General features: G+C 62.4%; 12 protein-coding genes and 2 pseudogenes. 11 read left to right on the top strand and 3 right to left on the bottom strand.

Features of this window, described 5'->3' with window-relative positions:
• Nucleotides 1-24: 24 nt before the first annotated feature.
• The gene (locus IVB23_RS14820) at nucleotides 25-1,290 is read right to left on the bottom strand and encodes an IS256 family transposase (RefSeq protein ID WP_247801167.1); all 1,266 of its coding nucleotides are present in this window, start codon (nucleotides 1,288-1,290) and stop codon (nucleotides 25-27) included.
• A 616-nt stretch (nucleotides 1,291-1,906) separates the two neighbouring features.
• On the opposite strand from IVB23_RS14820, the gene IVB23_RS14815 reads away from it, so the two are divergent.
• From IVB23_RS14815 to IVB23_RS14785, 7 genes and pseudogenes are all read left to right on the top strand, one after another.
• Nucleotides 1,907-2,560, top strand: a complete 654-nt coding sequence (locus tag IVB23_RS14815) for a host specificity protein (RefSeq protein WP_247313973.1) — start codon at nucleotides 1,907-1,909, stop codon at nucleotides 2,558-2,560.
• A gap of 1,186 nt (nucleotides 2,561-3,746) precedes the next feature.
• Nucleotides 3,747-5,735 carry a hypothetical protein gene (locus tag IVB23_RS14810; RefSeq protein WP_346659145.1) on the top strand — a complete coding sequence of 663 codons (1,989 nt, stop codon included), beginning with the start codon at nucleotides 3,747-3,749 and terminating at the stop codon, nucleotides 5,733-5,735.
• A gap of 657 nt (nucleotides 5,736-6,392) precedes the next feature.
• Nucleotides 6,393-6,786: pseudogene (locus tag IVB23_RS14805) on the top strand (DDE-type integrase/transposase/recombinase); the annotation flags it as partial.
• A pseudogene (gene repC, locus IVB23_RS14800) lies at nucleotides 6,705-7,052 on the top strand (replication initiation protein RepC); the annotation flags it as partial. The pseudogenes IVB23_RS14805 and repC, both read left to right, overlap by 82 nt.
• Nucleotides 7,053-7,137: 85 nt before the next feature.
• On the top strand, nucleotides 7,138-7,755 hold the full coding sequence (locus IVB23_RS14795; protein WP_247804008.1) for a hypothetical protein: 618 nt from the start codon (nucleotides 7,138-7,140) through the stop codon (nucleotides 7,753-7,755).
• Nucleotides 7,756-8,125: 370 nt separating this feature from the next.
• Entirely contained in the window at nucleotides 8,126-8,359 is a 234-nt protein-coding gene (locus tag IVB23_RS14790; protein ID WP_247313977.1) for an AbrB/MazE/SpoVT family DNA-binding domain-containing protein, read from the top strand.
• Nucleotides 8,356-8,760, top strand: a complete 405-nt coding sequence (locus IVB23_RS14785) for a type II toxin-antitoxin system VapC family toxin (RefSeq protein WP_247313979.1) — start codon at nucleotides 8,356-8,358, stop codon at nucleotides 8,758-8,760. Before IVB23_RS14790 ends, IVB23_RS14785 begins: the two co-directional genes overlap by 4 nt.
• Nucleotides 8,761-9,304: 544 nt before the next feature.
• Here the strand turns inward: IVB23_RS14785 and IVB23_RS14780 are convergent.
• Nucleotides 9,305-10,369 (bottom strand): IS110 family transposase, encoded by a 1,065-nt coding sequence (locus IVB23_RS14780; protein ID WP_247804007.1) that lies wholly within the window; start codon nucleotides 10,367-10,369, stop codon nucleotides 9,305-9,307.
• Nucleotides 10,353-11,351 (bottom strand): site-specific integrase, encoded by a 999-nt coding sequence (locus IVB23_RS14775; RefSeq protein ID WP_247804006.1) that lies wholly within the window; start codon nucleotides 11,349-11,351, stop codon nucleotides 10,353-10,355. The genes IVB23_RS14780 and IVB23_RS14775 overlap by 17 nt, the downstream gene beginning before the upstream one ends.
• Here IVB23_RS14775 and IVB23_RS14770 point away from each other — a divergent pair.
• The 4 genes from IVB23_RS14770 to IVB23_RS14755 all read left to right on the top strand — a co-directional run bounded on the left by IVB23_RS14770 (nucleotide 11,320) and on the right by IVB23_RS14755 (nucleotide 15,076).
• On the top strand, nucleotides 11,320-12,276 hold the full coding sequence (locus IVB23_RS14770) for a DUF1403 family protein (RefSeq protein WP_247313981.1): 957 nt from the start codon (nucleotides 11,320-11,322) through the stop codon (nucleotides 12,274-12,276). The two genes, IVB23_RS14775 and IVB23_RS14770, sit on opposite strands and share 32 nt — an antisense overlap.
• A 1-nt stretch (nucleotide 12,277) precedes the next feature.
• Nucleotides 12,278-12,961 (top strand): SMC-Scp complex subunit ScpB, encoded by a 684-nt coding sequence (locus IVB23_RS14765; protein WP_247804005.1) that lies wholly within the window; start codon nucleotides 12,278-12,280, stop codon nucleotides 12,959-12,961.
• A gap of 126 nt (nucleotides 12,962-13,087) precedes the next feature.
• A complete protein-coding gene (locus IVB23_RS14760; protein ID WP_247313985.1) occupies nucleotides 13,088-13,825 on the top strand; it encodes a reverse transcriptase domain-containing protein in 738 nt (245 codons plus the stop codon).
• 555 nt (nucleotides 13,826-14,380) lie between these two features.
• The gene (locus IVB23_RS14755; protein WP_247313988.1) at nucleotides 14,381-15,076 is read left to right on the top strand and encodes a type IV secretion system lytic transglycosylase VirB1; all 696 of its coding nucleotides are present in this window, start codon (nucleotides 14,381-14,383) and stop codon (nucleotides 15,074-15,076) included.
• Nucleotides 15,077-15,150 lie beyond the last annotated feature (74 nt).

The raw sequence follows: 15,150 nt of genomic DNA, 5'->3' as shown, positions 1-15,150 counted from the left end.
CTCCGGTCACATGAAGGTATCGTTTCAGGCGGCAAGGTCAATTGGCTGATCGATGGGTTTTGTGGCGAGCGTCTGCCAACCATCCACCTTGCGCATGTTGATCTGCCCTGAAGCAAGCAGCGCCCAGAACAACATCGCAGCGGTGTCGGCCGATGGCAGGACGGTTTGCGTCTTGATCCGTCGCTTGAACTCTTCGTGCAATCGCTCGATTGCATTGGTGGTGCGTACGCTGCGCCATTGGTTCGGCGGCAGGCGGGTGAAGGTGAAGAGGCGATCGCCGGCTTCCTCCAGGCTGTCGGCAACAGCGCGATGCTTCAGCCTCCATTTGCGGATGAAGGCCTTGCGGCGCGTTTCGATCTCCTCAGGCGTCGTCGCGTAGATCATGTCGTTGTAATCTGCGGTGATCTCGTCATGCAGCCGCTCGGGGGCATGGGCGAACAGGTTCCTGTGCTTGTGGACCGTGCAGCGCTGGACCGGCACGCCGTCCCAGACCGAGGCAATGGCCTTGTCGAGCCCCGGCGCGCCATCGACAATGAGGAACTCTGGCCGCCGCAGTCCGCGCGTGATGAGATCGTCCAGGACAGTGCGCCATGCTTCGGCGCTCTCGCCGCCCATGCTCTTGATCGCGAGCAAAACCTTCTGGCCGTCCGCGCGCACGCCGAGAACGACGAGCAGCGAGATCGAGGTCGCCTTGCGGTCGAGCCGCACGCGAACAATGGTGCCGTCGAGGATCAGGCGCACGACCGGCTCCCCGGCCAGCAGGCGGGTGTTCCAGGCGTCCCAGTCGCTCTTCACCTTGCGCCATGTCCGGCTCACCGTGTCCTTGCCGACCGTTCCGTCGAACAAGGCCGCCAGCGCACGACGCACCCGGCGGGTGTTGGTGCCGGCGAGATACGTGCTCGCGATCAGCGCATCGGCGGCCAGCGTCCGGCGCTGGTAGGCCCGCAGCGCCTGGCTCTTCCATTCCGTCGTCTTGCCCTCGGACGTGGTCAGCCGGGCGCGCGGCACCGCGATCTCGATCGGCCCGAATGTGCCGGTCAGCGACCGCGTGCGGCTGCCGTGGCGGTGGCCCGCAACGCCGGCTTTTCCTTCATTGCCGGCCATCTGGCTTCGCTCGTAACGCGGTCGCGCCAACACGGCGTCAAGTTCGCTGCGGATCAGTTCTTCGATGAACTGACGCGATCGAGCCCGTACCTCGGTCTCGATCGGATCGAACCAGTTGTCGAAAAGTCGGGAAGCTGTCTCTGCTGCTGGCTGCGAGGAATCAGACTTCGTGGTAAGGCTCGTCATGGCGTGGTCTCCAGTCCGACGCTTCAACGCCGGATGATTCGAGGTTGATCACCCGGAGACTACGCCACCCTCAATTCCTACCAACCTCGCGACGGCACCCTTCTGGACTAGCAAACCCAGTCATGGTCACTCGCCCAGCAATGTCGGTTCTGCTCCATCCGGACGTGGGAAAAATGTTGTTGTGATCGACATTCTACGTCTGATCAGAATGTGCAGCATCTCGGAATCGGTGGGCGACTTGCTCAGGAAATCGCATGGTGCATGACCGCGCGTCTGCAAGTTGTCCCGTCTGAGCCGAAGCGCCCCGATCCTAGAGAGCTTGACGGCCAATAAGTCTTCCGCAGAGTGCTTGGCAGGCGCATTGGAGTGCGGACAGCTGCTTTGGTCACGTTGTGGTCAGCTAAGTTATATATCCTCCTGGCAAAGCTTGCCGCGCACGAGCTCAATCGCGTGCACTTTGCCAATGCGGGAGCGATCTGATGTATGGCAGAATCGGTGGATCCGTTTTGCGGAAGCGGTTGCCGGCCTGGAGCGAGGTGGGTCGTCGGCGGGCGCGTCGCCGTACTCCTTGCGTTCCAATCCGCCCATTATCAAGATCGTCGACCGAGAATCTTTCATGCGCAAACTGAAGAGATTCTTGTCCAGTGACATCATGCACATCGTCAGTAACCCGCAGGAGTACTCGGATTTTGTTCGGAGAAAGCCGAGCGGGCTGCAACTGTCGGTGGAGGCTATTCCAGTACTTACGGTGATCCGGATAAGCCCGCGCGATTTTTCAGCTATCAGGTTGGGTGACGAAACTGTAGGGCTTTTAGGAGCCGGAGGCTCGGTCCGGATCAAGGGAGACCATTTTCGCCAACAGTTCGGGCGTAACGATATCACGTCCGTGGTAGATCTACGCGTTACTCATCCGCTCGTCGAGAACGCGGGCGATATCCTGCTGGAGCATGAACTGCGAATGGACGGCGATCATCCGTTGGTCTTATCACGTCCTGGCGTAGGAGGTATGAAACCCCGTCTAGCGGAAAGGGGTTTTGTTCACGTGGGTCGCAATAACTGGGTGCTTGATCCTCAACAGCATCCCAAAGTGTGGACGAAGAACGAGAACGACCAGTGGCACCGAGTAGACAGGCCTACAAAGTATCTTTCCAAAGTCGAGGATAGCGATAGTCAAGAGAGCTGCGAGACGGATTCGTCTGACGATGATCCCTCGTATTACCTGGAGCGCACTGTTCGAAGATTGGCTGTGGGACAAGACGATTCGGAATGATGAAAGCGGGCTGGAACTGACTGGTATTTCGCTATTGCAGGGCCATCTCAGTAGTGAACTTGAAGGAAGCGCTCGCGCGGATCGTGCTCCTCGCGCGTGACAGATGCCCGGTTTCGAACGTCAAGTTTGACTTCCTCGGCTACTGCTTCCGGCCGCGACGGGCAAAGAACTCACAAAACGCCTCGGCATTTTGCAGTTTTCTGCCTCGGCTCAGCGCTTCGGCGCTGAAGTTTATGCGGGCGGCAATCCGGGATTTGAACCTCCGAAAACGGACCCATGTGTCAATGGCTGACATCGCTCGGCAGCTCAATCCCCTCCTGCGGGCGGGGATTGTGTATTACGGTCGATTCAGGCGAGCGCCTCTGGGTCAATCCTTCGATACGTCAATCAGACAATCGAGGCTTGGATGATGCGGAAGTTCAAACGCTTTATGGGTCGCAAGGCCAAGACCGGCCGCGTTCTCGAACGACTATCTCGCGAACGTCCCGGGTTGTTCGCACAATGGAAGATCGGCATACGCGGCTCGTTCGCCTGATGGGAGCCCAGTGACGCGAGAGTCTCACGCTAGGATCCATGAGCGGCCGGCGGTGAGATTCCGCCGGCCTACTCGCCAAAGCCGTCTGCCCGGATCTGTGAGGGGCAAAGCCAAATGGCCGAGCTACTCGATCACGATCCACGGCGATGTGGGTTTCCTGTGCAACCGGAAAAACGCCCTTCGTCAGCTACTCGTCAGCCAGCCTGTCTATCCAGACAGGCTGCGCATTCTCGACTTGATTGGAGATGGAATATGACGGGCATTGGCCGATCTGGAAGATCGCGCACTGGAGATGCTGGAGCCGGATCGAGCAGTTCACGCTCGCACTCAAGTCTAGCCCCTGGGGGAGGCAGTCAATCGTTCGATTCCGTCGTGGAGCGGATGCGCTCTGGGCCCCAAGATAGAGGGACGTCCTCCGCTAGCATGGCGCGCGGTGCCGGCGATGCCTTTGGCGACAGGTCTTCCGGTCCGTCCGTTGGCCCAGATCGAATCTTAGGCGCTGCGCCACGTGGAGCCACTGCGCGGCGGCGCGGCTTTCCCTCAGTGTCGGAGGGTGGAGAAACGGCGCCGGTCGCCAGCCAGCCGCCAACTTCCGGTGTGGCAGTCCCCATTTCCTCGTCAGAGGAAGAAATCAACACAGCAAAGCGACACATGCGCCGCCTGCGTGAGGAACTTGACGCATGCGCTCATGCGGGCACCCGTGCCCGGAACTTGGAGGAGGTGCAAGAGCTGACCGAGCGGTTCGCCGAAGCAGGCTCGGCAGTTCTGGACTACTACGCGAGCCTGCGCCCGGCCGTGGCGCCGAGCATTTTGTCCGACGATAAGGCCCGTCATTACCGCGATCTCGTGCTCGAAGCGAGCGGCGAATGCGACGCAAAGGCTGCAGAGGGTTCCGACGCCTTGCTAGACGGCAAGCAACGTATGGTAGACCTGTTCGAGGGGATGCTCAAATCCAACGCTACCCCCGACCAGCTGAGCCGAGTGGCTTCCAGTTTGGCGAAGCACCTCGCGCCTTGCATCGAGTGGTGGGGAAAGAAGATGTTGTGCAAGGAACGAATGCGGTCCGCCTGGGAGGCCACTGCCAACTTGCCAAGCACGACGCCCGAGATGCGGAAACTCGAAGAGGCCACACTACGCGTGCAAACCGGCTGGGCACTTTATACGGCGTGCATGTGTCTGGAATCGCGGATTGCGCTCGCGAAACTTCGGATTGAGTCTAAGGCGAGCAGGTTTGAACCAGCCGTCAGGGACGCCCTCATGGATGAGAACGGGCAGGTGCGTCTGCTCGGGACCTATGTCGATGATGCTCTTCCGGCATTCTTCTCGACGTACGACGCCGTTCTGAACAAGCACGGAGAGCCACTCGACGCGGAGCACTGCACCGTTCTGGAAGGAGTCATGGAACGGCATTCGGAATTTGCCTCAGGGGTGGAACGCATCGTTGCCAGCCTAAGGGATGCTGGAACGGATGCCGACCTTCCATTGGAACAGTTGGACCAGATCGTGGAAGGTGCATGGGTCGCCGCGAACCAAGTCACGCGACTTTTGGCAGCGCAGCCAAAGAGCCCGGTCCTGATTGAACCGCCTGCCCAGCCTGCGATATCGGGAAAGACCGACTTAGCGGCTGAGAGCCACGCGGCGCGCAGGAAGGGGAAAGGCAAGCGCGCACCGGCCGGAGGCGAGAGGAGTTCAACGGCCGGGCTGCGCGAGCCGCAGCTCGCTAGGCCCAATGCTGCCTCAGCCCCGACTGCCAAGGTTATCGTACTCTCGGATCTGGGTACAAAGAAGCTCGCGAGTGCAGAGGAGGCACGCGCGAGGGCGTCATCATCGGCGACCGGGCACCTGGCGATGTGGCAGGCTCCGCCCTCCATGAACGCACTGACGGGATTACTCAAGCGATTGGACGAGCTGCTGCAGTTCGATCTGCCGGCTCAGCAAAGCGCCGTCTCGCAAGCGCGCCAGATGAAGCCTGAGGACGCCGACCACGTCGTGGATCTCGTCCTTAAGCGCCTGCAGACGCAGGCCGCCGAGATTAAGACCTGTGTAGCCGCGCTGGAGGAGCGCCGTCGCCTACTCACGCCTGCGCAAGTGACTGAAGTGCACGAAAAATTAGTCCGGCTTAAGGCGATGTTGTCCGAGGTTCAGGGACAGGCAAACTCATTGAACGCGCGAAAGGCGGCGATCACGATCGATTGCATGAAGACCTACGCGTTTCCGTCGCAGACGTACCTTGAACAGTTGCGGGCGGCCGAAGAACTTGCGTCTGTGGATCCACCCCACGCCTTGAACATCGAGCCAACGACGCTGTTCGAGATCAAGCTGCAGCCCAAGGCGTTGCGCAGTGGTAGGATGCCAAGTCCGATGTGGGTGCACATCCATACCAAGCTGCCGGTACATGCCTGGCAGTTGGCCACGCTGGGCGGCGCCGACTTCGCCGCTTGCCACGTGAAGTCCAATGAACAGCGCGGCTACAATCGGCAATGGCAGAGCGCTCGAGCCGCCACGGGGCACAAGAACGTCGTGATCCACCGCGGCAAGCTCACGCCTGCGTTCTGTAAGTCGTTGCTGAGCATCGCCCCATGCTACTCCCTTCCCGAGGCGGAGCACGCGTCGATGCAGTTCGCGCGCCTCAGGATGTAGTTACCTGAGTGTCTCGCGCCAGAGCGTCGCTGTGGTGACACCATCAAGCAGACCGTTATCACCGAGAGGAAATCCTCGATGAACTCGTAGCCGGCGCGGGCTCCTCGAACAGATCGACAACGGGGTCCGACTGAAATTCGATCGGGAGCGTGGAGACCCCGACTTCCTTTCGCTTGAAAAACAGCATCGCGGCGCTTGTCGCCGCGCTTGCGATGGCCGGGTCCGAATAGCCTAGGACCCGGCTATGCTTCAGATCGTGAATGAAGCAGTTTTGCGCATTTGTGTTCGAGATCCCATCGCCGATCGCTTCGGTAAGTGTCTGCGGCGCCGTGCTTAGCGCCCCACAATGATTGGGCTTCCCGGCCTGGAGCACCAGAATGCGGTGTAAAGGGCCAAACGCGTGCGGGCCAGCCGCACCGGGCTCTCGTGCTGGGATGGACGGCCCTTTCCGCTACTCCGGGGGCAAGATGAGGAGTCGTCGCTGACCTCAAAGAAATGAGACGCCCGCGAAAACAATTGTTCGCATCGGTTTGGATACGTGAAGAGCGTAGTGTTTCAGCTGCATGGCGTTGACAGGACGGAGCAGCCGAGGGTTGAGGGTGCGGAAGGCACGGTCAAGTTAACGAATTGGAGCGGCCGAGCGGGCAGACGAGCGGCATGCCAACCGCCCGGGGTTCTTTCTCGCCGTCATGGTTTCCCACCGGAAGTGATCTGCTATGCCGTTTGGATGTATTTCCCGTTTCCTTAAGCTTGCGCATGGTCGAGGAAATGCTGGCGGCGCGCGGCATTGTCGTGACCTATTAAACCGTGCGCCAGCGGGGAACCAAATTCGGCAAGGCGTTCTCCTTTTGGATCCGCCAGCGCGCTCCGCGCGCGGCGACAAATGGCATCTGAACGAAATCGCTATCTCGACGCGGCCGAACAACATTGGCTCTGGCGCGCTGTTGACCAGAAAGGGCTCGTTCTCGAGGTCTTAATCCAGCGCCGAAGAGACTCGCGCGCTGCGCAGCGGCTTGTCAAGAAGCCCTCGGCGACCAGCAGGCCGCGATTACGCTCGCCGCGATCCATCAGAAAGCGGACCAGATCAATAGCGCCGGCGGCTATCTGCGAAGCCTGACCGACCGTGCCAAGGACGGGAAATTCTCCGTGTGGCCGATGATCATGGCCTTGCTGCGCGCCAAGCTCGACGGATCGAACCCGCCAACCACACCGCCCACCCAGGGCCCTGGCCGGTCCGAGCCAGGAAAACCGACCGAGAGCGGCGGGCTCCAGCCGAGCGCCGAATTGCGGGCTCTTCTCGCCAAGCGGCCGAAATGATCCAAAACGGGCGGGAAATGACTCCGTCGTTGCGGACGACTCGGCTACCAAATTTTAAGGTTAACAAAAGATGGGAGAGGACGACTTGACCAGAGATGCAACGTCTGTCGGCGGCGCGATCGCGGCCGCCCTCAAACGGGCCGAGGAGTTGCGCGGCCTCAGCGACCGCCCGGCTCGCGTGCGGATCATGACGATCTTTGGCGATGATCGCTCAGGTCTCACGATTAACGCCCGCATCGCGGCACGAATGCCGGCGGAGCATCGTGCCCAGGAAGGCCTCGGGACACGCTGCATCCCATGGGACGCCCTCGACGCGCGTGCCGGCGAGATCGTTGGCCTGGTCGACGAGGTCGTTGGCGAGGTGACGCTGGCCGTCCGAAACGCCCCGCCAGTGCCGCGGCCGAGCCGCTTGGAAGATGATCTTGAGCTTGCCGCGTTCGACGAACTGATCGATGAACTCGGCCGAACGATTATCCAGTCGGCCTTTTCCGTGCTGGAGACGCATCCGGCCAAGCACGTCTCGCGGGAGCTGGGCAGCGAAGCTGCGATGTTAGCCGCGCTGAAATTCGCGGCACTCGCGGCCTATACCGGCCATGTCGGACTGAATGACGCCCAGGACGAGCTCCGAATGGCGATGGGCGAGGTGATGAGCAACATGCGCGCTTCGCCTGAATTGATGCGTCGGCAGAGCTTGAATTCGTAAGCGGCGGGCGCGGCGTCAGAGAACGGCTGCGCAAACGTCTCACCCCGAGACACAAAACCTTGGCATAGGTTGTGCAGACTAACGAGAGCCGGGATTTTGCATCACCCTCCCGGGGCTGGATAAGCGCCGCCTGCAAGGTATTTCGAGCAGGCGGCGTTTTTATTGAATGTCCCAATTCGATTTCGCGGGTGTCCCCAATGAGGACCAATGAGGATAGCAGCGAACGGTGCGGCCGCCCGGCATCTAAGGTTCGATCTCAAAGCCGCCGACAGCATGTCCTGCGATCGCGACAATTTCGATCGACGCGGCCTTGAAAAGCCCCGCTGGTGGTAATACTCTTGGAAGATATGGTATTACAATCGTTGTGTCCATGACCACGACAGTCACAGCCAAGGGACAGGTGACCATCCCGAAGTCTGTCCGCGACCTTCTCGGCATCGTGCCGGGCAGCAAGGTCGATTTCCGGCGTGCGGCCGACGGCAGTGTGGTGCTGGCGCGCGCTGACAAGAAACAGCCGGCGAGCCGCTTTGCCAAACTGCGTGGCCATGCCGGCAAAGGGCTTGATACCGACGCGATCATGGCGCTGACGCGTGGCGAAGGGTGACGCTCGTCGACACCAACGTTCTGCTCGACCTGGTCACCGATGATCCAAATTGGGCGGGTTGGTCGGTGGCCCAGCTTGAGGCGGCGAGCCTCAAGGGACCGCTCTTGATCAACGATATCGTCTATGCCGAGCTTGCGGTCCGGTACAACCGCATCGAGGGTCTGGATGCTTTCATTGACGAAGCCGGTCTCGACATCGCACCGATTCCCCGCGAGGGGCTGTTTCTGGCCGGCAAGGTGTTTGCGCAGTATCGCAAAGCGGGCGGATCGCGGACTGGCGTGCTCCCCGACTTCTTCATTGGCGCCCATGCCGCCGTTGCCGGTCTGCCGCTGCTGACCCGCGACGTCGGCCGCTACCGCACCTATCTTCCGTCATTAAACCTGATCGCACCGGACGGCTGAGGGGTCTCGGCGCCACATCCCTCAACGTTCCTGGCTCGCGCGGGGGAGGGGCGCTTTTGGCTTCAGAGCCCCGCGGCTTTGGTGAGATTGACCCGAATGTATGGTCCGACCGTGCGTTGCAAGAAGATTTCGTCGAATTGGCGGCGGCGGTCTTGCATCAATGTATCCGGCCTCTGATTGGAGCGCGTTGTGCTCCGGGCCATCATGGATATCAGCGCGCGTGCGTTCTCATTAGCGGACCGGCCTCGATCGGGCCATTCGGGTCACCAGTGTTCGCACGCGCTCGGAAGACCGATCCTCCATCTCGTCTCATCCTCTCGCAGACCTCGGCTGGAAACGGTTGATAGGGTTACGTCATCGCGGGCTCCTCATATCGCGCAGTTCCTTTGTTCGAGCCAAGGGCCGTTCCTTCGTCCCGGCCCACAGAACGTCGATCGCGTCGCGCGCAGGGGCGGTCAAGGCAAGGCCGGCCGTCGCGCTGGGCTTGCGGCGGGCGCCGGCGTTGCCAGGCTGCGCCTTGACCGCCCCGAGCACGGCGCGAGGATCAAGCGGGTCGGACGCTTGCATCGTCGCTCCTCGTCAGCTCGAAGGCGCGTCCTTTGGCCAGCACCGCCCAGGCGATGCGGGCAAGCTTGTTGGCGAGCGCGATCGCGAGCACGTTGTGGTGCAACCGCCTCTTGGCGGCTTCGATCCAGGATTTGAGCCCGTAACGTTCCCAGTCCTTTATCCTGACCAGCACAACCCATGCCGCCTGCACGAACAGAACGCGCAGGTAGCGATTGCCGCGCCTGGAGATTTTGCCGAGGATCGTGCGGTCTCCCGTCGAGATCTGCTTGGGCACCAGTCCGAGCCAGGCGCCGAAGTCGCGGCCTTTGGAGAATACGTCTCCAGTGCCGATCGCGGCCACCATGGCGCTCGAAATGATCGGCCCGATGCCGGGCACCGTCATCAGGCGCGCACATGCCTGATCCTGACGGGCCAGGGCTTCGATCTCGCCGGAGAGGCCATCGATGCGCTGATCCAGCCGGCGCCAGTCGCCTGCCAACTCCTCGATGACACGCAACATGCGGGGCGACAGGGCATCGGTGCGCGTTGCAAGGATGGTGGGCAGTTCCGTGCGCAGGAAGCCGATCCCCTGGCGCACGGCGATCCCGCGTTCCAGCATGAAGGCGCGAATCTGGTTGATGATGCCGGTGCGTTGCGACACCAGCCGCTCGCGCACCCGATGCAGCGCCTGCAGATCCAGTTGCTCCGCGCTCTTGGTCGCCACGAACTTCATCGTCGGGCGCTGCACGGCTTCGGCAATCGCTTCGGCATCATTGAAGTCGTTCTTCTGTCCCTTGCTATAGGGGCGGACATATTTGGCCGGCATCAACCTGGCATCGTGACCAAGCGATGCGAGTTTGCGGCTCAGGTGATGTGCGCCGACGCAGGCTTCCATGCCGATCAGGCAAGGTGGTATATTGGCGAGCCGCGCTTCCACCTGGCCACGCGACCACTTTTGCCGCAGCACGATGGCGCCGCGCGCATCGTGGCCCACGGCGTGGAACGAGTTCTTGCCGATATCGATGCCGATCACGGCGATCGCGGTATTAGGTGTCTGAGACATGGCGTGCTCCTTGTCTTTGGCGCCCCGGCAGATCGGCCCGGACGCCGGCGGCCAGGGCCGCGCGTTTGACCAGCCGCGCGACCTGCTGATCGCTGAGCCGATCGGGTCCGACCTCCTTGCCCTGGCCTCTCACGCGCCGGAACAGCGGGCCGTGGCCGATCCGCGCCAGCTTCAGCCAGATCTGCAGGGCGACGACCGGGCAGGTCGCATCCGACGAGCCGCGGCCGATCTCGAGCTCGCGCCAGCCGGTCTTGCCGCGCAGGGTGACAATCAGGCCCTGGTCGAGGATCTCGACCCAGCCGGAAGAATCCTCGGTCTGGTCACGGCCACAATCCAGCCCGACGATCTCCGAGCGCCGCAGGCCGCCGGCAAAGCCGATCAGCAGCATGGCGCGATCGCGTAAGCCCCGCAGCGTGCCACGGTCGAGCGTCTCAAGCATGGCGATGACGTCCTCCGGCAGCACCGCTTCCTTCTGGCGGGGCGGGGCGGCGTGGGTGTTGCGGATGCCGGCCAGCACGGTCGCGATATGCCGATCCGCTCGGTCGAGCGGCGTCCCGCGCTGGGCATAATTCCAGGCGAGCGCCGAAAGCCGCCGCTCGATCGTCGCGACCGCATTCGCCTGGCGATCGGCGGTCGCCGCGCCGGAGGCGCAGGCGGTGATGTAGAGGCCGACGGTTTGCGCCGACGGCGGCAGGACCTCGAGGCCCTGGCGCCGGCACCAGGCGGAAAAGTGCTTCCAGTCCGACGCATAGGCCCGGCGGGTGTTGGCCGAGCTCGCGGCCTCGACATAGCCGCGGGCGCGCTCGGCCAGGCGCGCGAGATGCGCCGGCAGGCTGGCGGCCGGAAGCGGGGCGGGGAGGCCGCCGCGGGTCGCGACTGAGGCCTCCGCCGCGGAAAGATCGACGCCAGGAGGCGGGCTGTCCGGCGGTGCGGAGGCGTCCGGAGCGCGATTGTCCGGGGTCTGGGCGGCGATATCGAGCATTCCTTACGACCCCCCGCCAACCTTCGCGCCGGTGCCGGCCTGGCTGCGTCGCGCACCGCCCGACATCGTCACGGAAGCGGTGTTTTATGCCGGCGCGGCGCTCGCGGCGCTGCATCCGATTGCCCGCGACGAGCACCCGCTCGGCAGCTTGTGGCGCCAGCGTCTCGCGCTCACCTGCGCGGCCACGCTCGCGCGCCGGGGTGGGCGCACGGAGGACGAGGCGATGCTGCGCGACCACTGGTATTTGCGCCGCGACAAGGATGACCCCGGCCCCGGCGGCCGTATTCTCGCCGCCTGGCGCAAGCTCGGCGAACGGGCCTCCTCCAGCGACGTGGAGGGATGGATTTTTGGCCTTGCGACCACGCTCGGCCATCCGCTGGGCTCGCTGCCGAGCGAGATCGTCGAACTCGCAAGCCGGCATACGATGCGGGAGCACGCCGTGCCGGTGCTCGCCGCCGCGGAGATCATCGCCGCGAGCAGGCGCGTGCTCCCGAACGAGGAGGCGCTGCCGCTGTGGCTGGCGGACGCGGTCCTCGCCCATCAGCTCCGCTGGCCGGCACCGATGCCGCTGATTGCGGCCCATCTGACGCGCGGCGCGCTGCGCAAGGCGCCACAGCATCTCGAGGGCGAGACTGCCTTCATGAGCGCACTCTGTGCGGCCTACACGAACGCCGCCGTCGCCGCGATCGACCTCTACAGTGATCTTGCACGGCGGGCGACACGCCTGCTGACGGTTGTGCCCAAATTGCGCGGCAAGGACGCCGGCGTCATGGTGGGGATCCTGATGGTGGAAGATGCCCAGCCCGCCGGCGCCGGCAAGACGGCGAGCGATCGCAGCACGCGGCGGCTGTTCGAGCGGCTGGTCTCGCTCGGCGCTGTGCGCGAGCTGACCGGCCGGCCGACATTCCGATTGTACGGGCTCTGAGATGGGGCGGCGCGCGCGGCCGAAAGAGGGTCTCGATACCGAGCTGGCGGACCTGCCAGCGGATCTGCGCTGGCGCGAATGGATGGGTCGGGTCGAGGCCGTGATCTTCGCCTCGCCCGAGCCGGTGACGCGCGAGGCGCTCGCTCGCGTGGTCGGCCGCGATTGCAGCATCGACCTTCTGATAGACGACATCCGTGAGGAGCTGCGCGGCCGGCCTTACGAGCTCGTCTCCATCGCCGGTGGCTGGCAGCATCGCACCCGGAAAAACTTCGCCGAGGCGATCCGCTCGGCGATCGGCGCCGGCAGTGACGGCAGGGCGTTGTCGCAGGCCGAAGCGCTGATCCTCGCCTGCATCGCCTATTACCAGCCGATCACCCGCGGCGAATTGTCAGGCTTCTTCGGCAAGGAGGTCAGCCGCGATACCATCGGCCGTCTGCGCGGATTAGGGTTCATCGCGAGCGGCCCGCGCAGCCCGCAACCCGGCGCGCCCTACACCTATGTGACGACCAAGGCGTTCCTGTCGCACTTCGGCTTGGAAATGCTGCGCGATCTTCCGGACATGGAAGCGCTCGAGGATGCCGGCCTGCTCAGTAAGGATAAGATGTTGGCGGGAGAGTTTCCGGACCCCTTGGCCGAAGGCCCGAACGATCGAGAGAAGCAAGTAGGACTGGTATCTCGTGAATAGAAAGCGGCAGAACAACCAGCAAGCGCTGGCCTTGGAACCGAAGGAGTGGGGTGAAGCACCGGCGCGCGGTGACGAGGAGATCCGCGCCTGATCAGCTTGATCCGGCGCTGGTTGAAAGCGGGTGTCTTGGAAGACGGAGCGGTGTATCCGAGCGAACAAGGAACGCCACAAGGCGGATCGATCAGTGTGCTTTTGAGCAACCTCTACCTTCATTACGTTCTCGACCTCTGGTTCGAACGCGTGGTGAAGGGCCGGTTGCGGGGCGAAGCCCGGCTGGTGCGCTATATCGACGACTTTGTGATCTGCTTCCAATATCGATCGGACGCCATCCGCGTACAGGAGGCCCTGCAACTCCGGTTGGGGAAGTTCGGTCTCACTCTAGAGCCGACCAAGACCAAGTTGGTCGAGTTTGGTCGGTTCGCGCAAAGACACGCGGGCAAACGCGGCAGAAACCGCCCGGAAACAATCTACTTTCTGGGTCTGACGCTCTATTGCACGCGAAACCAAAGAGGCAACTTCAAGGTTGGGATGCGTACCGAGAAATCTCGGCTAAAGCGCAGCCTTATGTCTCTGCAGGAGCTGATGCGGCGAATACGGCATTACAAGATCAGTGACCAGGCCGATGAAATCAACGTCGTCCTGCGCGGCCACTATGGCTATTACGGCGTCGCCGGAAATCTCCGGAGCCTCGTAAAAGTTTATCGGGCAGTGGAGCGTTACTGGCGCGGAATGCTGCGCAGCCGCAGCTGGGCAGGCCGACGCCTCACTTGGGACGCCTTCAACCAAGTCAAAGAACGGACACCGTTGCTGAAGCCTAAGCTGCGCCTCCCTTATCGGGAGCTGCAGGCGCTTGCAGTGCTGTGAACCAACTGTCGAAGAGCGTCGGTGCGGGAAATCCGCACGCCACGTTCTGTGGGAACCGGGGGCGGGCGACCGCCTCCGGTGACCCGGTGGGTGGCGTCGCGAGACGTCCCCCTATCCCGATCAAACAGCCCTATGCCGCGCTCGGCATAGGCAGGTGGCGATGAGGCTGTAGATGACGGCCGCACGCCGGCCGCCCTCGTCGGACCCGGCGAAGGTCCAATTTTTTCGCCCTACGGCGACCGCCCGTAGCGTATCGCTCCGGCGAAGAAGTATCTTTTGGAAGACGTCGATCGTTCACCTCAACGCATACCATTTGATCTCCACGATGGCCTGCTAGCGCGGTTGGACGCGGAGATTGATTAGGCGCCTCCACTCGATCGTCTTTCGCGCTTCAACCCTCACCGACGCGATGAAGATGGCTTTTGTTTCAGATGAAATCAAAGAGAGCAACTCTAAAATCATAGGTTAACAGTCTCGGCCGATAAGCGCAGGTGTCAGATGACAGCGCCTCATTCCGACCGAGCGGGAAATGATTGCGCATTGGGGAGATAGGGAATGTCGAAGGCAACAGGACAGCTGTCGATCGTCTTACTAACCTTCATGTGCCTGTCGACAGAGGCGGCGCCACTCTCTGTCCGTGAAGTCGATCAGCTCGCCCGCGAATGCGCTCCGTCAGTCGCCCCATCAACGCTTGCGGCGATCGCCAACGTCGAAAGTGACTTCGATCCGCTTGCGGCATATGACAACACCACCGGCGAGAGCCTTCACTGGAACGATCAAGCGCAAGCGAGTCAAAGCGTTAAGAAGCGCCTTGAAGCACGACATTCAGTCGACGTTGGGCTTGTGCAGATCAATTCGAAAAACTTTTCCATGCTGGGTCTGACGCCCGACAAGGCCTTTCAGCCGTGCACCTCATTGTCAGCGGCCGCGCACTTGCTCGAGGAGCGCTACGCCGGCGGTAAGACCACCGCGGCAGAGCAACTGGCGCTTCGGCGGGCGATCTCGGCCTACAATACCGGTCATCCGACCCGCGGCTTTACGAATGGATATGTGCGAAAGGTCGAGTTAGCCGCCCGACAGATGGTGCCGTCGCTCGTCGAGGTGAAGGAAGCGGCTGAAACTCCGATCCCGGAAGAAACATGGAACGTGTGGGGCTCGTATGAGCGTCATGATCGTTCGGCGAGCAAGACATCTGACGCGCCAACGACACGCAAAAAAGGTCAACATCGAAAGTCGTTACGAGCGCCGTGATCATCACCGGTCCGACTGGAGTGGAGCACTGGAATGCTGTCGATAGGACTTGCTTTGCACGAGGCGCCAAATGG

The sequence above is a fragment of the Bradyrhizobium sp. 191 genome (assembly GCF_023100985.1).
In the GTDB taxonomy this organism is placed as follows: Bacteria; Pseudomonadota; Alphaproteobacteria; order Rhizobiales; family Xanthobacteraceae; genus Bradyrhizobium; species Bradyrhizobium diversitatis.
This window is presented reverse-complemented; position numbering and strand designations above follow the sequence as displayed.